Origin of the sequence: Bradyrhizobium sp. AZCC 1588, assembly GCF_036924735.1 — a bacterium.
In the GTDB taxonomy this organism is placed as follows: Bacteria; Pseudomonadota; Alphaproteobacteria; order Rhizobiales; family Xanthobacteraceae; genus Bradyrhizobium.
The window spans coordinates 1,565,991-1,586,449 of the sequence record NZ_JAZHSC010000001.1; the positions used below are offsets into that span (position 1 = coordinate 1,565,991).

Genomic DNA, 20,459 nt, shown 5'->3' on the forward strand with positions numbered 1-20,459 from the left:
CCGGGGCGATGCGACAGCATCGAACCCGGAATCTCGATCGAATTTCATCACTTCGAGATTCCGGATCGGTCCTGCGGACCGTCCGGAATGACGATGAAGTCTTACCGCACCAATTCCTTCATCGCGGCTTCGAGACCTTCGATCGTGATCGGATACATGCGATCCGAAAGTAGCCGGCGGATGATGGTGGTGGATTCCGAATAGTCCCAGTGTTTCTGCGCCACCGGATTGAGCCACACCGTATGCGGATAGGTGCGCGTGATGCGCTCCAGCCAGACCGCGCCGGCTTCCTCGTTCACATGCTCGACCGAGCCGCCTGGCACCATGATCTCGTACGGTGACATCGAGGCGTCGCCGACGAACACCACCTTGTAGTCGTGCGGATATTTATGCAGCACGTCCCATGTCGGCGTGCGGTCGGTGAAGCGACGCTTGTTCTGCTTCCACACGCCTTCATAGAGGCAGTTGTGGAAGTAAAAATATTCCATGTGCTTGAACTCGGACTTCGCGGCCGAGAACAACTCCTCGACCTGCTCGATGTGCGAATCCATCGAGCCGCCGATGTCGAAGAACACCAAAACCTTCACCGCATTGCGGCGCTCGGGGCGCATGTGCACATCGAGATAGCCGTGGTTGGCGGTCTCCCTGATCGTGGTGTCCAAATCGAGTTCGTCGGGCGCGCCGGTGCGGGCGAATTTGCGCAGACGGCGCAGCGCGATCTTGATGTTGCGGATGCCGAGTTCGACATTGCCGTCGAGGTCTTTGAACTCGCGCTTGTCCCACACCTTCACGGCGCGGTTGTTGCGGTTCTTTTCCTGCCCGATTCTGACGCCTTCGGGATTGTAGCCATAGGCGCCGAACGGCGAGGTGCCTGCGGTGCCGATCCACTTGTTGCCGCCCTGATGGCGGCCCTGCTGTTCCTTCAGGCGCTGGCGAAGCGTCTCCATGAGCTTGTCCCAGCCCATCGCCTCGATCTGCTTCTTCTCTTCCTCGGTGAGGTATTTTTCCGCGAGCTTCTTCAGCCATTCGGCGGGAATGTCCGCCTTCTCCATGGCATCCAGCAGGCTTTCCAGCCCCTTGAACACGGTGCCGAAGACGCGGTCGAACTTGTCGAGGTTGCGCTCGTCCTTTACCAGCGCGGCGCGGGAGAGATAGTAGAAATTCTCCACCGTCTGATCGGCAAGGTCGGCGTCGAGCGCCTCCATCAGCGTCAGATATTCGCGCAGCGTCACCGGGACCTGCGCGTCGCGCAACGATGTGAAGAATTGCAGGAACATGGGATACAGATTGCCCGCCGGGCGGCACACGTCAAGAGCCAGAGCCTGTCAAAGGCCGGCGCATAGCTGTCAGACCTAGACCGGGTGGGTTTTTCAATTACAATTGAGCCATAAAAGGCTTATTCCGGCAGGGGAAATTCAATGGGAATCGTAGCGGCGCTGATCATTGGCGGTATTGCGGGCTGGCTTGCCGGACTGATCGTGCGCGGTGCAGGCTTCGGGCTGATCGGCAATATCGTGATCGGCATCATCGGCGCGCTGCTCGCAAGCTGGTTGTTGCCGCAGCTCGGCGTCAGCCTCGGCGCAGGCTGGATCCGCGATATCGTCAACGCCACCATCGGTGCGGTGATCATCCTGGTGATCCTGTCGCTGATCAGACGTTGAGGAAGACGCATCGACTTCAATCGCGACCGCCGGACCGGCGGTCGTTTACTGTTCAGGCCATAGCGGCCGACGGACGAACAACAAGGCAAACGGATAGATGAAATTTACCGGCACCAAGGACTATGTCGCCACCGACGACCTCAAGGTCGCCGTCAACGCCTCGATCGTGCTCGAGCGCCCGCTGCTGATCAAGGGCGAGCCCGGCACCGGCAAGACCGTGCTGGCGGAAGAAGTCGCCAAGGCGCTCGGCGCGCCGCTTCTGACCTGGCACATCAAGTCGACCACCAAGGCGCAGCAGGGCCTTTACGAATACGACGCGGTGTCGCGGTTGCGCGACAGCCAGCTCGGCGACAGCAGAGTTTCCGACATCTCCAACTACATCAAGCGCGGCAAATTGTGGGAAGCGTTCACCCACGACAAGCGCCCGGTGCTCCTGATCGACGAGATCGACAAGGCCGACATCGAGTTTCCGAACGACCTCCTGCTCGAACTCGATCGCATGGAGTTCTTCGTCTACGAGACCGGTGAGAACATCAAGGCAAGCCTGCGCCCGATCGTGATGATCACCTCGAACAACGAAAAGGAACTGCCGGACGCGTTCCTGCGCCGCTGCTTCTTCCACTACATCAAGTTTCCCGACGCCGACACCATGGGCCGGATCGTCGACGTGCACTTCCCCGGCATCAAGAAGCGCCTGGTGGAGGAAGCCTTGCGCATCTTCTTCGAGGTGCGCGAAGTGCCGGGTCTGAAGAAGAAGCCCTCGACCTCGGAGCTGCTCGACTGGCTCAAGCTCTTGCTGAACGAGGACATCACCCCGGAGATGCTGCGGGAGCGCGACCCGCGCAAGCTGATCCCGCCGCTGCATGGCGCTCTCTTGAAGAACGAGCAGGACGTGCACCTGTTCGAGCGGCTGGCGTTTCTCAGCCGACGCGAAGTGTAATTTGCTGACGATGACCACGCCAGAACCTGAGGTTCTGGCGTTTTTCATTTCGTAAACACGACCAACGAAAAAAGAACAGGGAAGATGAACGTTCAAAGCCAGATCGACGCAACGTCACCCCGCACGACCGAGCATTTCGACGTCCTGATCGCCGGCGCCGGCATCTCCGGCGTGGGAGCGGCCTATCACCTCACCACGCAGTGCCCGGGAACGACGTTCGTGGCGCTCGAAGCGCAAAAGACGTTTGGCGGTACCTGGACCACTCATCGCTATCCCGGCATCCGATCCGACAGCGACCTGCACACCTTCGGCTACCGCTTCAAGCCGTGGACGACTGCACCGATCGCCAGTGCCAAGGAAATCCTCAAATACATGGGCGAAGTGATCGAGGAGAACGATCTCGCCCGTCACATCCGCTATCGGCACACCATCACCTCAGCGAAATGGTCGAGCGAGGAAAACCTCTGGACCATCGAGGCCACGCGCACCGACACCGGCGAGCAGCTTCGCTTCACCACTAATTTCTTCTGGATGTGCCAGGGCTATTATCGCCACACCGAGGGCTATACGCCGGAGTGGAAAGACATGGCCAAGTTCAAGGGCGGAATCGTCCATCCACAGAAATGGCCTGAAGATCTCGACTACAAGAACAAGCGCGTCGTCGTGATCGGATCGGGTGCCACCGCAGCGACGCTGATCCCGGCGCTGGCTCCTGACTGCGCGCATGTCACCATGCTGCAGCGTTCGCCAACGTATTTTCGCACCGGGCGCAATGCGATCGAAATCGCCGAGGAGCTGCGGAAACTACAGGTCGACGAGACCTGGATTCACGAAATCACCCGGCGCAAAATCCTGTTCGACCAGGACGCCTTCACCCGCAAGACGTTCAACGAGCCGGAAGCGGCCAAGAAGGATTTGCTGTCGGCGGTCGAAGCCTATCTCGGCAAGGATTACGACATCGCGACCCACTTCACGCCGAGGTATAGGCCGTGGCGACAGCGCATCGCCTTCATCCCTGATGGAGACCTGTTCCAGGGAATCAAGTCCGGCAAGGCTTCCGTCGTCACCGACGAGATCGAGAGCTTCACCGAAAAGGGCATTCTCTTGAAATCCGGCAAGGAGCTGGAGGCCGACATCATCATCACCGCGACCGGCTTCAATCTCTGCGCCACCGGCGACATCGAGTTTGCCATCGATGGCAAGCCGCTCGACTTCGCCGATACCGTGACCTATCGCGGCATGATGTTCACCGGCGTACCGAACCTCGTCTGGGTGTTCGGCTATTTCCGCGCGAGTTGGACGCTGCGCGTCGATCTCGTTGCCGACTTCGTCTGCCGGCTGCTCACGCACATGCAGGAGACCGGCGCGAAAAAGGTAACGCCGCAGTTGCGCCCCGAAGACCACAACATGCCGCTGTTGCCGTGGATCGATCCGGAAAATTTCAATCCCGGCTACATGATGCGCGGCATGCATCTGCTGCCCAAGCGCGGCGACAAGCCGGAATGGCAGCACAATCAGGACTACTGGGCGGAAAAGGACGAATTTCCGGCGATCGACCTCAAGGACAAGGCATTCGTCTACGGCTGAGACGTGACGCTGGGTGAGCGTTGCATTCCCTCACCGCTCTATGATGGCGGTGACTCGCAACAGCAGCGAAATCCATCGCATCGAAGGCTGTGAGGGATGCATCGGCGGCAGGGTTCCCTCCCCCCTTGCGGGGTCCGAGGCGAGCGAAGCTCGCTCTCGAGGTTAGGGAGAGGGGTGCCACACGACGTGCTCTCTCGATGCGTCTCTTCCGACGAGTGACTGTAATTGAGAGTGGCTGCGCGCCCGTCGAGCATCACGCCCGGGGCTTACCCCTCTCCCCAGCCCTCCTTCCCGCAAGGGGGGAGGGAGCCTGAGCAGCGTGCTCCCCTCACGCGGAAGCTCTACTCTCCAACGGTCATGGGGCCGGGCTTTTAACAACCGCGGCAAGCTTGGCATGACGAGTTCGTGGCCCGGTCCAGGGCCCTCACCCGGCGTCTTCAGGCAGGACGCGCCTCAATCAGATTGAAGCGGCCGGCCGGATAGCTCGTGACCAGATCGAAGCCGCTCTGGTCGAGCAATTCGCGGTACTGTCGCTCGGTGCGCTCGAGCCCTCCGGGCCCGCGAAGCATGTTCAGATCGCTCAACGCCTGCTCCTTGTCGTCGTCCGCCATGGATGGCCTCTCCGGCATCAGCCGTTCCACCAGAAGCAGCTTGCCTTCGCCGGGGAGCGCCTTGCGACAGCTTTGCAGGATCGTGACACTGCGCGCATCATCCCAGTCGTGAATGATGCTCTTGAGAATGATCGCATCAGCGATCGTCGGCACGGCCTTGAAGAAATCGCCGGCCACAAATTCCACGCGGTCATCGACACCGATTTGCCTGAGATGCTTGCTCGCTGCCTCGGCACATCTCGGAAGGTCGAAAACAGTTCCGCGCAGTTTCCGGTTTTGCTGCGCGATGGCGCCGAGCAATTCGCCGGATCCGCCGCCTACGTCCATCAAGTGGCGTATCCCGCTGAAGTCATAGGACTGAAGGACATTCGGTGTGACAAGACGGGTAAGCTCCACCATCGCCACGTTGAACTTGTCCACAATGTCCGGCGTCCGGCCCATCAGCTCGAAGCTGTCATCGATGCCTTGCAGTTGCGCTGCGGTCTTGCCGGTCATGATGGATTCAAGCATTCCGCTCCAGAATTTTGAGATCAGCTCGGTCTCAAGGATTGCCCAGCCCTTGACCGAATGCTTTGCGGAGCTATCGAGGCAGGCACCCATGTCCGTCAACGCATAGCGATCTTCGTCGCTACGCGAACAGATGCCCAGGGTGGAAAGCGCGGTGAGCAGGCGGCCAAGCGCTCGTTCATCTGCCCCGGTCGCCTTGGCGAGCTTGCCGACCGTCTGCGGTTCGTAGCTCAACAACTCGGCGAGCCCGAGTTTGGCCGCGACATAGATCACCGCCGTAACACGGTGCGACTGGATCAAATCGAAAAGCCTGAGGGCCGATACTTGAGATGACATCGCGCCTCCTGTTGTCGTGATTGTTGATCTCCCTGCGGATTGCCAAGCGCTGCTCGGAAACTGAGTTGGCGCCGCGGCTTTAGCCCGACCACCTCCAGTGCGAGGCGGCAGCTATTCGCTCCGACGACGCCTGCAAGCATCAAGGGTGGCGCCTAACCGGGACGGGTGAAATGAACCAATTCACAAAATCTATGTATACTTTGACGGTATTATAATATGTCAAATTCGGCAAATTTGCCATCGGATCGCATGATCTGTATACAGCCTGAACTCAGTACGAAGGAGAGCAGCCATGCCGTCCTCATTTCCCCTCAATGCCTGGTACGCCGCCGCCTGGGACGTCGACATCAAGCACGCGCTGTTTCCGCGCACGATCTGCGGCAAGCATGTCGTGATGTACCGCCAGTCCAACGGGCGAGTCTGCGCGCTGGAGGACGCCTGCTGGCACCGCCTGGTGCCACTCTCGAAGGGACGGCTCGACGGCGACACCGTCGTTTGCGGCTATCACGGGCTGAAATTCAATGCGCAGGGCCGCTGCACCTACATGCCCTCGCAGGAGACCATCAACCCGTCCGCCTGCGTGCGCTCCTACCCCGTCGTCGAGCGCCATCGCTTCATCTGGCTGTGGATGGGCGATCCGGCGCTGGCCGATCCGGCGCTGGTGCCCGACATGCACTGGAATGACGACCCCGCCTGGGCGGGCGACGGCAAGACCATTCACGTCAAATGCGACTACCGCCTCGTGGTCGACAATCTGATGGACCTGACCCACGAGACCTTCGTGCATGGCTCCAGCATCGGCAATGATCACGTGGCCGAAGCCCCGTTCGACGTCACCCATGGCGACAAGACGGTCACCGTGACGCGCTGGATGAAGGGCATCGACGCGCCGCCGTTCTGGGCCGCGCAGTTGCAGAAGCCGGGCCCGGTCGACCGCTGGCAGATCATCCATTTCCAGGCGCCCGGCACCGTCAATATCGACGTCGGCGTGGCGCCCGCCGGCACCGGCGCGCCGGAAGGCGACCGCTCGCAGGGCGTCAACGGCTTTGTGCTCAACACCATGACGCCGGAGACCGAGACCACCTGTCACTATTTCTGGGCTTTCGTCCGCAACTACCGGACCACCGAACAGAAACTGACCACCGAAATTCGCGAAGGTGTGTCGAACATCTTCCACGAAGATGAAATCATCCTCGAAGCGCAGCAGCGCGCGATGGACGAGAATCCGGACCGCACGTTCTACAATCTCAACATCGATGCGGGGGCGATGTGGGCGCGGCGCGTGATCGACCGGATGGTGGCGCGCGAGAGCGCACCGCAGACCATGCAAGCTGCGGAGTGAGGAAATGAGCGAGCGCGACGCCGAACGTTCCGTGTCGCAGACCGTGCGAGCGCAGCTCGCGCTGCGCGACATGATCCTGTCCGGGCGGCTGCGCCCGGGCGAGCGCATCAGCGAATTGCAGGCGGTCGACATCACCGGCGTTTCACGGACCCCGGTGCGGCTGGCGCTGGTGCGGCTGGAGGATGAAGGCCTGCTGCAAGCGATCCCCTCCGGCGGCTTCATGGTGAAAGCGTTCACCGAGCGCGACATTCTGGATTCGATCGAACTGCGCGGCACGCTGGAGGGCCTCGCCGCGCGCTTTGCGGCCGAGCGCGGCGTCAGCGCGCGCAGCCTTGAGCCGCTCAAGGAGTGCCTTGCCGATCTCGACCAACTGGTTCGGCAGGACCCGATTTCGGTCGAAGCCTTTTCCGCCTATGTGACGATGAACGCGCGGTTTCACGCGCTGCTGAACGAATTGTCCGCCAGCGCGCCGCTGATCCGGGAGATCGACCGCGTCTCGGCGCTGCCTTTCGCTTCACCAAGCGCGTTCGTGATGGCGCAGTCGGCGCTTCCGGAAGCGCACCAGATTTTGCTGATCGGGCAGGATCATCACCGCGTCGTGGTCGACGCGATCGAGAACCGCGAGGGCGCGCGGGCCGAAGCCGTGATGCGCGAGCATTCACGGCTTGCCGCGCGCAACCTGCGGCTCGCGATCCGAAACCGCACGCGTCTCGATTTGCTGCCCGCGCTCGCCCTCTTGAAATCGCCAGTCGAATAGAGGTAGCCGATGCGTTTTGCCGAGCAATGGAGCTGGTGCACCGTCGAATCGATCCGCGACGTGACGCCGACGATCCGCGAATTCCGCCTGCGTCCTGAAAGCGGTCATATCACGCCCTACCCGGCCGGCAGCCATATCGGCGTCTCCGTGCTGATCGATGGACAGCCGGCGCGGCGCTCCTATTCGCTGGTGGAGAATGACGACGCCGGCACTTATCGCATCGCGGTGCGGCTGGCGCCAGATAGCCGCGGCGGCTCGCGCGGCATGTGGAATTTGCGAGCTGGCGCGCGGATCGAAATCTGCAACCCGAGCTCGCTGCTGGACGTCGATTGGACCCGGCGAAATTATTGCCTGATCGCCGGCGGCATCGGCATCACGCCGATGACAGGCATCGCAGCCGCGCTCCGCCGCAGAAATATCGACGCCCCGCTGCATTATGCCGTGAAATCGCGCGGCGATGCGGCCTTCTTGGACGAACTGACGACGCTGCTCGGCGACCGGCTGAACGTCTACGCCTCCGATGAAGGCGCGCGGATCGATCTCGAAGCCACCTTCCGCGCACTGCCGGACGACGCCATCGCCGTCATTTGCGGACCGATGCGGATGCTGGAAGCTGCGCGGCGTGTCTGGAATGACTTGGGCCGCGCGCCCGCCGATCTTCGCTACGAGACCTTCGGCTCCAGCGGGTTGAAGCCGACAGCGGAATTCCGCGTGCGGCTGAAGGATACCGACACCGAACTGGTCGTGCCGCAGAACAGCTCGATGCTGGATGCGCTGAACGGCGCCGGTTTTGAGGTGATATCGGACTGCCAGCGCGGCGAATGCGGCGTCTGCGCCGTGGATGTCGTGGCGATCGAGGGCGAGATCGATCATCGCGACGTGTTCTTCAGCGATCAGCAGAAGCAGGACAACCGCAAGATCTGCCCGTGCGTCTCGCGCGCGATCGGTGTCGTGACCATCGATACGCTGTACCGGGCCGAGGCTGTCTAGCGCCCGGACAGGCGGATTATCTGGCGCCCGTTGTTCATCGCCTTGAGATTGTTGACGTACTCCTCAGGGCGCTGCCAGCGGTGAGGAACTTTTAATCCCATGAAATCCGCGATGTCACCGATGAACGCCGTGCAATTGGTTGTTTCGGCGTTCCAGACCGGTGAGCTCGCCTGCAATTTCTTGATGTATGCGAAAACCCTTTTGGCGTCCGGCTCATTCAAGTAAACGCGATAACTAGCGGTCAAGTACTGCGGATCAAGATCGCCATAGCTTGCCGTGGTCTCGGACGGCACCCACATCAAATGACCAAGGACATAAGCTGCGGTGTCTCCCGCAGGGGTAAGGCCCGCGACTTCAACTGCTCGCTCGCTTGTCTTCCCAAACCAGACGAAAGCGTGTCCCCAGCTCGCCGCCGTCCTGGCTCTGAAATCAACGTAGTACGGGCCCTTTGCTGCTCCCGATCCCGGCTTTCGAGTCGACTGTGGCGCCGGTTTGGATTCAACGGACGCCGCCTCACTGGAGACAAGCGCGTTCGCAGCGGCGGCGCGCTTGTGGACCTCCCGATTCTGGGGAGTGAAACGTTCCGAGCGAGCGCGAGCGTCAATCTCGCGTGCCGAAGCTGATTGGATTTCGCACTGGAGCAAGACAGCGAGCGTGAATCCCGCAAGCAAGCATATTCCCAACCTCTTCGGCCGATTTGCCAAGCTTCGCCCTTCAACTGTCGACGATAACGGTCAGAATTCCGCGAGACCTTAAATCAATACCGCGCATAGGGCCGCGGCGGCGCGACAGGCGTCTTGCCGATTGGGGTCTTCCCGATTGGGGTCTTGCCAATCGGCATCTTGCCGATCTGGGCCGTCTGATAGACGGGCTGTCGGCGCGGAATGTCGGCAGCACCAGCGGCAGTCACCACGGCAAGCGTTGCACCGGCCACAATCACAATTTTCATCACGGTACTTTTTCTCCAGGTTAGAAGAAACAAGGCAGCAAACTGCTGCGCGTTCCCCTCAGACCCACCGTGAACATGAGTGTCGGAATACGTCGACAGTGCGGCAGATCAGACACGTTCGAGGGATAGGTCTGCAGTGCGGCAGATATGAGACATGTTGGAACCTCGACCTCTATTGGGTCGACGGTGCGATAGCCGAACGCCATTGTCGCGCCAATCCATCCGATGGCGATGCCAAGGCGATATTGACGACGGGCCTGCGTTGTTCGGCTTTGGGCAAACTCGGAAGTCCGGAGGTGATCGGCAATAGAGTAAGAGAGGCTGCCATGCGGGCAGCCTCTCTCCATACCTTGAAGCTATCCCCACCCCACCGCCTGCCCCAGTCATGGGGACTCATCCCAACGCGGAGATGGAACGACAAGGCTCACGCCCATCCCGAACTCACGTGTGGGCTTCCGATCGGTCCTTAACAACCGTTGCGCGGCCTCGGCGTTTGTGGCGCAGCGCTCGAGCCAGCGAGCCACGAGAAAATCAACCCGCGCGGCAAATCGCCGTTGAGCCGTTGCCAGCAAAGGCCTCGCGCCCAAGCTCTGATTGGATGGTCTTTTGACGTCGTTGCGGGCGTTCATCTTGCCCTCCTGCCGGTTCGGCGGAGGGAGCGGCCCTGCGCCGAGAGTTACACTCTTGCTTTGCGGATCAGCCCCGCTTCGAGCTGAAAATTCGGGCCCCACGTCATCACGGACATGCACGACCAATCGGCCAGCCGAATAAGTGGCCGGACGCGGACGGCAGTCTCTGCGATGTGTGTGCGTGCGTTGCGCATTACGGACCTCAAGAGTGCAGGCAATTTCACCCGCGACGAATGTCACGATCTAAACGCAGAGAAAATTCGGCGCGTCAATGTTTTATGTTCACGAGGTGCGGGATTTGTTGCGTGCTAGTAATTTTCGAACGCCAGCGGAGCCGGCTGGGTTCGAAAATTTCAGGCTATTGTCAGTTGAGCGGAAGTGGCGGTTTACTTCGCCATGTCCGGTCTACACCGGGAAGCACACACCAATCGGACGGATCGGCATGTCCACCGGGGGGCAAAATGCGAAGAGCTCAGTGTGAGCAAATCTAGTCTGTTATACCCCCGTGTCGGGACCTCAACGTGGCGCACGGCCACTTCGCTGATGGGCCAATAGCCGAAGAGATCGACCAATGCGGCGTTGCTGCGTCGTGTTTACCCAAGGTTAGGACTTCTTATAGCACAACCGAGGGCTGCCAAAGCGGTCGTGGGCTCGAACGCTCTTCGCGATAGCACTTCTCTTCCTGACAGCTATAGGAGGGATTCAAGCATGAGATTTATCGACAGCTTGCCCTATGCTTTTGTTGTAGCAATTTGTGCAGCGGCCGCACCTCTGTTGGTTATGTTGCCCTTTGCTACCACGGAAGTCCGGCCGTTGGTTGTTGTGCCCGGCATGGGGTTAGTCCTTGGATTTTTCGCAGCGATCATCATCCTATGGAGCAAGAATCTTCGCTGGTCGGCGACCACGGGCGAAATGATGTCAGCGATACGCGCGGAAGGTGGAGCCGACAGCGGAGCAATCTCGTTATCGTTGCGAGAGAACCATGAAGTCGAGAATGGAAGTTATTGGACGCGCGCAGTCAGCTTCAGTGATTTCTATTTCCTAAACCGACCGCAAATCGTTCGAATGTGGATAGTCGATTGCCTCATCGGAATTTTAGGTTGGAGCGCGGCGCTTCTTCTTTTCAGCGAGCCAAATTTTGCGCTGACTGTGACATTAGCCGGCTTGCTGGCAGTGCATGTCGCTCGGATAGCTTGGCTCATCCGCCAACGCAATTTGATGCTGACACTCTACCAATCTACAGTAACAATTGTAGTTGGAGGAGCAGCGGGGGCAATAATTGTATTTCTCGCCTATTTTAGCGTCTTGGGTTACTCGAGCAATTGGTGGCCAGCATACCGCAACGTCAACCTCACGTTTGCGCTGCTTCCCTGTTTCCTCGTGTTTGTTGACGTCGCAATCGCTTCGATTTTGCGTAAGTTCCTGAGATAAGAAAAGGAAGGCTGTCATATTAAGGGGGCGGTGGGCCATCTGCTTGCGTCTGCAGATTGCTCGTGGACGAAGACAATTGAGTCAACCCAACGTCTGCAAAGGGTCACGAGCGGCAACACTCCAACTGATCGTAAGATTTCCGCCTCTCCGTCAGAAGCGGACATCTACGCCTCTATGAGTCCACGCCCCTAGAAAAATTCGTCGAGGAACGCCGCCGCTTCGTCCGAGATGCCGACGACCTTGTTCGTTGCCTGACGATAAAATTTGAAATTGAGCTCGGTCCCAGGCTGGCCGTCATTCCACATGGCCTTTGCGAGACTGCGCGCCCCTAGGACCTCCAGAGATTCCGTCTCGGAGCGCATAGTGTGCGGGTGGAGGTGCCTGTCCAGGGTGTGATGGAAGTTGCCCACAGTTCCGGCGAACGAACACGCCCCAACCGATCCGCCCGGTTCAAACCGCGTCTTTAGCAACCTTCAGGGGTGACGCCTTGACCGACTTGCTGGCTGGCTTGGCCGCGAACTCCATAGGCTCTTTCGTGAAAGGATTCACACCGCTGCGGGCTTCAGTAGCAGGCTTGTTCACGACCGACATTTTGACGAAGCCAGGAATGACGAACTCGCCGGATTCATTCAGTTCCTTATAGCCCACAGTCGCCATCTGCTCGATGACGGCCTTTACGTCTCCTTTGGAAACCTGCGTTCCCTCTGCAATTGCATCAATCAACTGATTCTTGGTCATCTTGGCCATAATGGATTCCTTTGTGGAGGCTCAGAACAGGCTAAAGCGCATGAGCTACCGGGGGCACTCTGCTTAAAACGCGGCAAAGCCACGCAGTTCGCTTCTCGTTCATACCTGTGGTTATGAAGTCACCGGGCTTAAAACCTATCGAGATCCAAAACGCAAGGAGCAGCTCGGAGTGTATTCTCACTTCGCTACTATGCGCCAACAACGGACGTTTTCCCGTGCTCTAGCCATGGCCTCTCACCGTCGCAAAAAGGTCAACTCGCTCGGACCGAGCTGCCGTTAACGAGGCGGCTTCGAGCGCAGTCCGAGTAGCGGATGGTCACGCTGTCAAACACTTCGCCAAGGCGGCTTCGGTTGAAAGCGGGTTTTCAGGCTTTCAACAAAATGCGAAACACGAGCTGAGACCCCGCGACGCGTTGGCACCAAAGCCAGAATGTCGGCGCCTTCGAACTCATATTCAACAAACAGCCGACGCAGTTCGCCACGTTTGACGGATGGTGCTACGTCCCATTCGGACCTGAGTGCGACGCCCAACCCCGCGACGGCCCACTCGCGAACAACCTCGCCATTGTTGCTCGTGAGTGCCGGACTTATTCGAAGCGCCTCTGATCGCCGGGATGATGTGTGGCTATTTTTGTAGCGCCACAGCGTCACGTCCTCTTCGTTTTCGCGAACGGAGAGACAGGCATGTTGCGCCAGCTCTCGAGGGTGTGACGGCGTTCCGCGTCGTCGAAGATAGCTGGGACTGGCGCATACCCAGCGCGCGTTGCGGGCAAGAAGATGAGCAACCCACGAGGAGTCCCGGACTGTTCCAATATGGATGACGACGTCAGCCTCAACATTGCTGTTCCAGGGCGCTTCGGAAAGATCCAACGTCGCGCGCACTTGCGGGTAGTCGCGAATGAATGCCGCCATGACGGGCGCGACATGGATCCTGCCGAAGCCAAACGGCGCGACAACCCGTAGGGGGCCAGCAAATACGCCACCGCTGAGACTGTCCGTCAGCACATCGACACGCGCCAACAGCGACTGGGCTTCATGGACAAGTTGTTCGCCTTCCGGCGTGAAGCGCAGCCCCCGGGAGTTGCGAACGACAAGGTTGACCCCGAGAACAGCCTCCAGCTTTTTCAATCGCATGGAAAGAGCCGGCGGCGTGACATCGAGCGCCCTCGCCGCCGCGCTTAGCGAGCCGGTTCGGCTCAGGGCCACCACAAACCGCAAATCCTCAAGCGCGATCATTCAATTTTCCTGAAGGAAAGAGATAATCCTACTTAAACACAACTGATCGTCGGGATGATAGAGGTTTGACATGACCATGCCACGCGCCGTTCTTTTCGATCTTCTCACCGCGCTCCTCGATTCCTGGAGCGTCTGGAATGCCTCCGCCGGATCCGAAGCATCGGGCCGAACCTGGAGGGCCGAGTATCTCCGCCTGACATATGGTCGCGGGAGTTATGTCCCGTACGAGGATCTGGTCCGCCAGGCTGCGAGCACGACCGGTCTCGCTCCGTCGGTGGTAGACGCCCTCGAAGCAAATTGGCAGTCCCTCCCCGTCTGGAGCGGCGCGCAGGCTGCGCTCGACCGGTTGGCCGGACGAACGCGCCTGGCAGTCGTCACCAATTGCTCGACGCGCCTTGGACGAATGGCCGCCGCCCGCCTCCGCGCGCAATGGGATGTCGTGATCACCGCGGAGGAGGCCGGCTTCTATAAGCCCGACACCCGCCCCTATCGTCTGGCCTTGGACATGCTGGGCGTGTCGGCCGCGGACGCAGCGTTTGTCGCAGGGTCCGGCTACGACCTCATCGGCACGTCAGCCGTCGGGCTGCGCACCTATTGGCACAATCGCGTGGGCTTGGCGCGTCCCGATGGCGCACCGGTGGCCGAGAGAGAATCCGCGAACCTCGATGACCTCATTCCGTGGCTGGAGGACTTTTCATGATATCTCGCACGTTGGCGGCCTTGTTCGCGGTCGGATTGAACATCTCTGCGGCAACGGCTCAGGGGTTTCCCGAGAAGCAATTGACGCTGATCGTTCCGTTTCCCGCCGGTGGCCCGAGCGATGCGCTTGGCCGGGCAGTGGCTCAGGCTATGGCTGCCCACTTGAAGCAATCCGTCGTCGTGGAAAATATCGGCGGCGCTAGCGGCACCATCGGCCTGACCAAGTTGCTAAAGGCGCCCGCGGATGGATACTCGCTCGGCTTTGGCACCATCGGCACACATGTCGCGAATGTCGCGTTCTTCAAGCGCCTCCCTTACGACCCAGTCGCCGACTTCGAGCCTGTGGGCCTCGCTGGGATGGCCTCAACGCTTCTTGTCGCGAAGTTGGGCTTGCCGGCGTCCAATCTACAGGACTTCGTCACCTATGCCCGTGCCAACCGCGAGAAACTCACCTACGGCAGCGCCGGCGTCGGATCTATTTCGCATTATGCCTGCGTTCTGCTGCTGTCGAACCTGAAACTGAACATCACCCATGTTCCATATCGCGGCGTTGCCCCAGCGATGAACGATCTCATGGGTGGTCACGTGGATTTCCTGTGCGACCAGACCACCACCGCGCTGCCTCAAGTGCTCGGCGGAACGGTCAAGGCAATCGCAGCGCTGAGTGATCAGCCCCTGCAGCAGGCGCCTCAAGTGTCCACTGCAGCAGCGGCCGGCTATCCGGGCGTGAACCTCCGCTCCTGGAACGCGATCTTCGTGCGGAAAGGAACGCCCGCGCCGGTGCGTCAGAAATTAAATGACGCCTTGCGCGCAGCACTCGCCGACCCGGATGTGACGCGGCAAATGACGGCGGTTGGTGTCGAACTGCCACGGGGAGCTGATCTCGAGCCCGGCGCCGTCAGCGCGCTGATCGCTCAAGGGCTGGAGCACGACGTACCAGTGCTGCGCGCCAAGGGCGAATATCTGGACTAAGCATGACCACATCTCTCTCGGATATCGAAACGCCCGCTGCCGTCATCGACGTCGCGCGCACGCAGCGTAACATCGGCCGCATGCAGGACCGGATGAGCGCCTTGGGCGTCAGTTTCCGTCCCCACGTCAAGACGACCAAATGTGCCGCTGTTGCCGACAGGCAACGCGCCGCAGGCGCGAACGGCATCACCGTCTCGACCCTGCGTGAAGCCGAGGAGTTTTTTGCCGCGGGCTACGACGACATTCTCTACGCGGTCTGCATCGCTCCGCACAGGCTCAGCCGAGCCCAAGGACTGCGTGATCAGGGCTGCCGTCTCAAAATTCTGGTCGACTCGGTCGAGGCTGCGCAAGCAATCATCGAGGCGCAGTCGTATCGCGATCCTTTCGAAGTCCTGATCGAAGTCGACACTGACGGGCACCGCTCAGGTGTGGGCCCCGAGGATGAGCGTCTCATCGAGATCGGTCGCATTCTTCACACCGGTGGCGCCACACTTTGCGGCGTGCTGACTCATGCCGGAAATTCCTATGAACTCGACGATCCCGAGGCCTTGGAGCACTTGGCGGAGCAGGAGCGTGCCTTGAGCGTACGCGCGGCCGAACGGCTTCGCGCTGCCGGCCTTCCCTGCCCGATAGTGAGCGTCGGATCGACCCCGACAGCACTGTCCGCCCGCGCCTTGGACGGCGTTACGGAAGTGCGATGCGGCGTGTATGTGTTCTTCGACCTGTTCATGACGAATGTCGGCGTCTGCGCGATCGACGATATTGCACTTTCTGTGCTGACGACCGTGGTCGGCCATCAGTCGGAAAAAGGCTGGATCATCGTCGATGCCGGATGGATGGCGATGAGCCGAGACCGCGGCACTGCTCGTCAGCGCCATGATTACGGATACGGGATCGCATGCGACTTAGCGGGGCACCCGCTCAAGGGAGACTTGGTCATGATCGCGGCAAATCAGGAACATGGGATCCTCGCCGCGACGAACGGACGTCTCATCTCTCTTGAAAATCGCTTCCCGATTGGCACACGACTTCGAATACTCCCGAATCACGCCTGTGCAACCGGAGCGCAATTCTCCGAATATCACGCCGCCACGGACAACGGCATTGAAACATGGCGGAGGTTTAATGGCTGGTGACATTGACTACCTGGAACCTCACGGAATGGCGGCTCCCGGTGGGCACTACAGTCATGCTGTGAGAGCTGGTGCTTTTGTTTTTGTGTCTGGACAATTGCCGATCTCCGCCAATGGTGCGAGGCTTGCTGACAAGGACTTTCAGACCCAAGTGCGTCAAGCATTGGCCAATCTCGCGACGGCCTTGGAGGCGGCAAACAGCGCTGTCGACAAGCTCATTCATGTTCGCGTCTACGTCACGGACATCAATGACTGGCCGGCCTTCGACAGCATCTATTCCGAATGGATCGGCGCCGTCCGACCGGCCCGCGCGGTCGTTCCCGTCCCGACGTTGCACTACGGCTTTCGTGTCGAGATCGAAGCAGTGGCGGGCATAGCGCAATAAAAGCGCGATCAGCGCGCCGAATGACATTACCGGATTTTTAGCGAGGACCCATACGCGAGGCCTGTCCGCTCTGCGCCAGAAGCGTCCGTTCCGACAGAACGCGATTGCCCCAATACGGACTCAACGTAAGGCCCTTTTTGATCCTTGCGCCGGCTGGCCGGACTAACTTCTGCTTAGGCGTCTCAACTCTCGTATCCAGTACCTAATCTCATCACGGCCTAGACCTGCACCGGAAATCTCACCGCTTCCAGCGCCGTCTTGCCGCGGATCATGTCGGAGGCCTTGTCGGCGATCATCAGGGTCGAGGCGTTGAGATTGGCCGAGATCATGCGCGGCATGATCGAGGCGTCGACGACGCGCAAGCCCTGCAGGCCGTGCACGCGCAACTGGTCGTCGACCACGGCCCATTTGGTATCCGCCGGCCCCATGCGGCAGGTGCAGCCGGGATGGAACGTGGTGGTGCCGCGCTCGGTGGCTGCGGCCAAAAATTCGTCGTCGCTCTGCACCTTCGGCCCCGGGAAATCCTCATAGGCGTAGTATGGCGCGAGCGGCTTTGAAGCGAGCAACCGGCGCGCCAGTTTCATGCCGGCGACGACGACGCGGCGGTCGATCTCTTCCACCAGATAATTGGTCTGGATGATCGGTGGCGCGAACGGATCGGCGGAGCGGATGCGGACATAGCCGCGGCTCTCCGGGCGCTGCTGCCATGAGGCAACCGTCATGCCGGGCTCGTCCTCGAGCTGGCCCTGCACGCCCTCCTTGTAGCTCGCCGGTGTAAAGGTGAGCTGCAGGTCGGAGCTTTCGGTGGTCTCGCCGGAGTGCCAGAAGCAATAGACCATGGTCGGCGACAGCGACAGCAACCCGCGCCGCGTCGTCGCCCATTTCAGCGCCTCGACCCACAGGCTCAGGCCGCGCCTGAGTTCATTGATGGTCTTGATGTTCTTGACGCGTGCGACCGAGCGCGGCGCGTAATGATCCTGCAGGCCTTCGCCGACGCCGGGCAGCGCGTGACGGACCTCGATGCCGTGCGACTGCAGCAGTTCGGGCGAGCCGACGCCGGACAATTGCAGCACCTGCGGCGAGTTATAGGCGCCGCCGGAAAGAATGACTTCCTTGTTGGCGCGCACCTCGACGGGCGTGCCGCCCTTGCCGCCCCGGAGATAACGCACGCCGACCGCGCGCTTGCCCTCGAAAATGAGGTTGGTGACATGGGCGTGCGTCCGCACATCCACATTGCCCCGCTTCCGCGCCGGATGCAGGAACGCCTTCGCGGCGCTCATGCGCAGGCCGTTCTGGATGGTGCGCTGGCAGTAGGAGACGCCCTCCTGGATCGCGCCGTTGTAATCGGGATTTTTGGGGATGCCGAGGCTGACGGCGCCTTCCATGAACGCCTCGCACAGCGGATCCTGCCAATCCATCGTGGTGACGATGAGACTGCCGTCACGGCCGCGATAGGTCTCGTCGCCCTCGCCGACCCGCCGCTCCAGCCGCTTGAAATACGGCAGTATGTCCGGATAGCCCCAGCCGCGATTGCCAAGCTGCGCCCAGGTGTCGAAATCCTGGCGCTGGCCGCGGTTGTAGATATGGCCGTTGATCGAGGATGATCCGCCCAGCGTCTTGCCGCGTGGCGCGTAGATGCTGCGCCCGCCGGTCCACGGCCCCGGTTCCTGCTGATAGGCCCAGTTGACGCTCTTCATGTGGAACGTCTTGATGAAGCCGGCGGGCAGATGGATGTAGGGATGCCAGTCCTTGCCACCCGCTTCGAGCACGCAGACGCGGCTGGAAGAATCTTCGCTGAGCCGGTTGGCGAGCACGCTGCCTGCGGAGCCCGCGCCGATAATCACATAATCGAACGTTTCCATCGTCTCTTTTCTGGCGCGGCTTGTTACCGCGGCTTATCGTTGAGTTGATAGGTGAGATGCGCCTTCACCGTCGGCCATTCGCTGGCAATGATGCTGTAAACCACCGTGTCGCGCAATGTCCCGTTCGGCGCGATCTGATGGCTGCGCAGGATGCCGTCCAGCTTGGCGCCCAGCCGCTCGATGCCGCGCCGGCTCTGGTGATTGAAGAAATGGGTGCGGAACTCCAATGCAATGCAATTCAACTTCTCGAACGCGTGCGTCAGCAGCAGCAATTTGCACTGCGTATTGAGCGCGCTGCGCTGCACGCGTTTGGCGTACCAGGTCGAGCCGATCTCGACGCGGCGGTTGGCGGCATCGACATTCATATAGGTCGTCATGCCCGCGATTTTGCCCTCGGCGTCATAGACCGTGAACGGCAGCATCGATCCTGCCGCGAACAGGCCGAGCCGGCGGTCGATTTCCGTTTTCATGTTTTCGGCGGTCGGAATGAAGGTGTACCAGAGCTTCCACAGCTCGCCGTCCCTCACCGCTTCCACCAGGCCATCGATGTGATCGTGCGACAACGGCTCCAGCCGCGCGTGCTCGCCGCGAAGGGTAACCGGTTCAAGAAAGGCCATTCAAAACTCCGTTCTCTCCTCGTCATTGCGAGGAGCGAAGCGACGAAGCAATCCATCTATCCCAGTGGCGGTATGGATTGCTTCGCTTCGGCTCGCTCGCAATGACGTGGATGGTTCACCTATTCAAAAAGTTCAGCGCCAGTCCCGGCCGCGGCCAGTCTATCGCAATCAGTTCGCCTTTGCCCGACAGCGTGATGTACGCCGTCTTCAATTCCGGCCCGCCGAAGGCGATGTTGGTGGTGACGCGGTCGCCCGTCGGCACCTGCTCGACCAGCGTGCCGTCGGGCGCGATCACCGAGATGCAGCCCGACACCAGCGTCGCCACGCAGACATTGCCGTTGGCCTCTACGGCGAGCGAGTCGAACATCTGGTAGCCGCCCAGCCCCGCGATCGGCTTGCCGCGCTCGCCGCGATAGATCACGTCGCGCGGCTTGATGGTGCCGGGCTCGGAGACCTCATAGGCCCACAGCCGCGCGGTCGGCGTCTCCGCGATGTACACTGTCTTCTCGTCCGGCGACAGGCCGATGCCGTTGGCGGGCAGCACGCCGTGCACGACCTCGACGACCTCCGTCATCCCCGGCTTGAGATAATAGAACCCGCCGACATCCATCTCGCGGGCGCGGCGCTTGCCGAGGTCGGAGAACCAGAGGCCGCCGTGCTTGTCGAACACCAGGTCGTTGGGCCCCCGCAGCGCATGCTCGCCGCATTTGGTGACGACGGTCTCGACCTTGCCGCTCTGCAGATCCACGCGCTGGATCGAGCCGCCCTGATAATCATCGGGCTGCGGCCCCGGCATGATCATCTTGCCGGTCGGAATCCAGCTAAAGCCGCCATTGTTGCAGATGTACATCTTGCCGTCGGGGCCGAACGCTGCGCCATTGGGGCCGCCGGGAATTTGCGCGACGACCTCCTTGCGCCCATCGGGATAAACCCGCGTCAGCCGCTTGCCGCGGATTTCGACCAGCACCACCGATCCGTCCGGCATGACAACCGGGCCTTCCGGAAACTCCAGATCGGTGGCGAGAACGCGGATATCGGCCATGAATCCTCCCGGCTTGCTTTTGGCTG

20 protein-coding genes are annotated in these 20,459 nt (G+C 60.7%); 11 read left to right on the forward strand and 9 right to left on the reverse strand.

All coding sequences use genetic code 11. From position 1 onward, the window contains the following. Nucleotides 1–101: 101 nt before the first annotated feature. Nucleotides 102–1,277, reverse strand: a complete 1,176-nt coding sequence (locus tag V1277_RS07325; protein ID WP_028347038.1) for a vWA domain-containing protein — start codon at nucleotides 1,275–1,277, stop codon at nucleotides 102–104. A gap of 141 nt (nucleotides 1,278–1,418) precedes the next feature. Here V1277_RS07325 and V1277_RS07330 point away from each other — a divergent pair, with 141 nt between their 5' ends. The 3 genes from V1277_RS07330 (at nucleotide 1,419) to V1277_RS07340 (ending at nucleotide 4,188) form a co-directional block, all read left to right on the forward strand. Then, nucleotides 1,419–1,661 (forward strand): GlsB/YeaQ/YmgE family stress response membrane protein, encoded by a 243-nt coding sequence (locus V1277_RS07330; RefSeq protein WP_300946191.1) that lies wholly within the window; start codon nucleotides 1,419–1,421, stop codon nucleotides 1,659–1,661. A 97-nt stretch (nucleotides 1,662–1,758) separates the two neighbouring features. After that, entirely contained in the window at nucleotides 1,759–2,601 is an 843-nt protein-coding gene (locus tag V1277_RS07335; protein ID WP_057850028.1) for an AAA family ATPase, read from the forward strand. An 84-nt stretch (nucleotides 2,602–2,685) separates the two neighbouring features. Beyond that, entirely contained in the window at nucleotides 2,686–4,188 is a 1,503-nt protein-coding gene (locus tag V1277_RS07340; RefSeq protein ID WP_334415611.1) for a flavin-containing monooxygenase, read from the forward strand. Between the two features lie 437 nt (nucleotides 4,189–4,625). On the opposite strand, the gene V1277_RS07345 is transcribed toward V1277_RS07340, so the two are convergent. Next, nucleotides 4,626–5,642: a methyltransferase gene (locus V1277_RS07345; protein ID WP_334415612.1), complete on the reverse strand. Its 1,017-nt coding sequence runs from the start codon at nucleotides 5,640–5,642 to the stop codon at nucleotides 4,626–4,628. Nucleotides 5,643–5,934: 292 nt separating this feature from the next. Here V1277_RS07345 and V1277_RS07350 point away from each other — a divergent pair, with 292 nt between their 5' ends. The 3 genes from V1277_RS07350 to V1277_RS07360 are packed head-to-tail and all read left to right on the forward strand — an operon-like array spanning nucleotide 5,935 to nucleotide 8,731. Then, nucleotides 5,935–6,984: an aromatic ring-hydroxylating dioxygenase subunit alpha gene (locus V1277_RS07350; RefSeq protein WP_334415613.1), complete on the forward strand. Its 1,050-nt coding sequence runs from the start codon at nucleotides 5,935–5,937 to the stop codon at nucleotides 6,982–6,984. A 4-nt stretch (nucleotides 6,985–6,988) separates the two neighbouring features. After that, nucleotides 6,989–7,741: a GntR family transcriptional regulator gene (locus V1277_RS07355; protein ID WP_334415614.1), complete on the forward strand. Its 753-nt coding sequence runs from the start codon at nucleotides 6,989–6,991 to the stop codon at nucleotides 7,739–7,741. A 9-nt stretch (nucleotides 7,742–7,750) separates the two neighbouring features. Beyond that, nucleotides 7,751–8,731 (forward strand): PDR/VanB family oxidoreductase, encoded by a 981-nt coding sequence (locus V1277_RS07360; RefSeq protein ID WP_334415615.1) that lies wholly within the window; start codon nucleotides 7,751–7,753, stop codon nucleotides 8,729–8,731. On the opposite strand, the gene V1277_RS07365 is transcribed toward V1277_RS07360, so the two are convergent. Both V1277_RS07365 and V1277_RS07370 read right to left on the reverse strand, forming a co-directional pair. Then, complete coding sequence (locus V1277_RS07365; RefSeq protein ID WP_334415616.1) at nucleotides 8,728–9,435, reverse strand: hypothetical protein; 708 nt, start codon at nucleotides 9,433–9,435, stop codon at nucleotides 8,728–8,730. The genes V1277_RS07360 and V1277_RS07365 overlap by 4 nt on opposite strands. Before the next feature lie 53 nt (nucleotides 9,436–9,488). Next, nucleotides 9,489–9,680, reverse strand: coding sequence for a hypothetical protein (locus tag V1277_RS07370; protein WP_249734296.1), 192 nt, complete (start codon nucleotides 9,678–9,680; stop codon nucleotides 9,489–9,491). A 1,337-nt stretch (nucleotides 9,681–11,017) separates the two neighbouring features. Here V1277_RS07370 and V1277_RS07375 point away from each other — a divergent pair. Further along, complete coding sequence (locus V1277_RS07375; protein ID WP_334415617.1) at nucleotides 11,018–11,740, forward strand: hypothetical protein; 723 nt, start codon at nucleotides 11,018–11,020, stop codon at nucleotides 11,738–11,740. Between the two features lie 450 nt (nucleotides 11,741–12,190). Here the strand turns inward: V1277_RS07375 and V1277_RS07380 are convergent, their stop codons facing one another. Both V1277_RS07380 and V1277_RS07385 read right to left on the reverse strand, forming a co-directional pair. Continuing rightward, nucleotides 12,191–12,487, reverse strand: a complete 297-nt coding sequence (locus tag V1277_RS07380; RefSeq protein WP_057850035.1) for an HU family DNA-binding protein — start codon at nucleotides 12,485–12,487, stop codon at nucleotides 12,191–12,193. Nucleotides 12,488–12,811: 324 nt separating this feature from the next. After that, nucleotides 12,812–13,723 (reverse strand): LysR family transcriptional regulator, encoded by a 912-nt coding sequence (locus tag V1277_RS07385; protein ID WP_334415618.1) that lies wholly within the window; start codon nucleotides 13,721–13,723, stop codon nucleotides 12,812–12,814. Between the two features lie 70 nt (nucleotides 13,724–13,793). Between V1277_RS07385 and V1277_RS07390 the strand changes: the two genes are divergently transcribed. The 4 genes from V1277_RS07390 to V1277_RS07405 are packed head-to-tail and all read left to right on the forward strand — an operon-like array spanning nucleotide 13,794 to nucleotide 16,912. Then, nucleotides 13,794–14,423, forward strand: coding sequence for an HAD-IA family hydrolase (locus V1277_RS07390; RefSeq protein WP_334415619.1), 630 nt, complete (start codon nucleotides 13,794–13,796; stop codon nucleotides 14,421–14,423). Nucleotides 14,424–14,434: 11 nt separating this feature from the next. Continuing rightward, on the forward strand, nucleotides 14,435–15,394 hold the full coding sequence (locus V1277_RS07395) for a tripartite tricarboxylate transporter substrate-binding protein (RefSeq protein WP_334415620.1): 960 nt from the start codon (nucleotides 14,435–14,437) through the stop codon (nucleotides 15,392–15,394). Between the two features lie 2 nt (nucleotides 15,395–15,396). Beyond that, nucleotides 15,397–16,530: a DSD1 family PLP-dependent enzyme gene (locus tag V1277_RS07400; RefSeq protein ID WP_334415621.1), complete on the forward strand. Its 1,134-nt coding sequence runs from the start codon at nucleotides 15,397–15,399 to the stop codon at nucleotides 16,528–16,530. Continuing rightward, nucleotides 16,520–16,912, forward strand: coding sequence for a RidA family protein (locus tag V1277_RS07405; RefSeq protein ID WP_334415622.1), 393 nt, complete (start codon nucleotides 16,520–16,522; stop codon nucleotides 16,910–16,912). The genes V1277_RS07400 and V1277_RS07405 overlap by 11 nt, the downstream gene beginning before the upstream one ends. 218 nt (nucleotides 16,913–17,130) lie before the next feature. Here V1277_RS07405 and V1277_RS07410 read toward each other — a convergent pair whose 3' ends face one another. The 3 genes from V1277_RS07410 to V1277_RS07420 all read right to left on the reverse strand — a co-directional run bounded on the left by V1277_RS07410 (nucleotide 17,131) and on the right by V1277_RS07420 (nucleotide 20,433). Then, a complete protein-coding gene (locus V1277_RS07410; RefSeq protein WP_334415623.1) occupies nucleotides 17,131–18,774 on the reverse strand; it encodes a GMC family oxidoreductase in 1,644 nt (547 codons plus the stop codon). 23 nt (nucleotides 18,775–18,797) lie between these two features. Beyond that, nucleotides 18,798–19,391 (reverse strand): GNAT family N-acetyltransferase, encoded by a 594-nt coding sequence (locus V1277_RS07415; protein WP_334415624.1) that lies wholly within the window; start codon nucleotides 19,389–19,391, stop codon nucleotides 18,798–18,800. A 115-nt stretch (nucleotides 19,392–19,506) separates the two neighbouring features. Then, a complete protein-coding gene (locus V1277_RS07420; protein ID WP_334415625.1) occupies nucleotides 19,507–20,433 on the reverse strand; it encodes an SMP-30/gluconolactonase/LRE family protein in 927 nt (308 codons plus the stop codon). Nucleotides 20,434–20,459 lie beyond the last annotated feature (26 nt).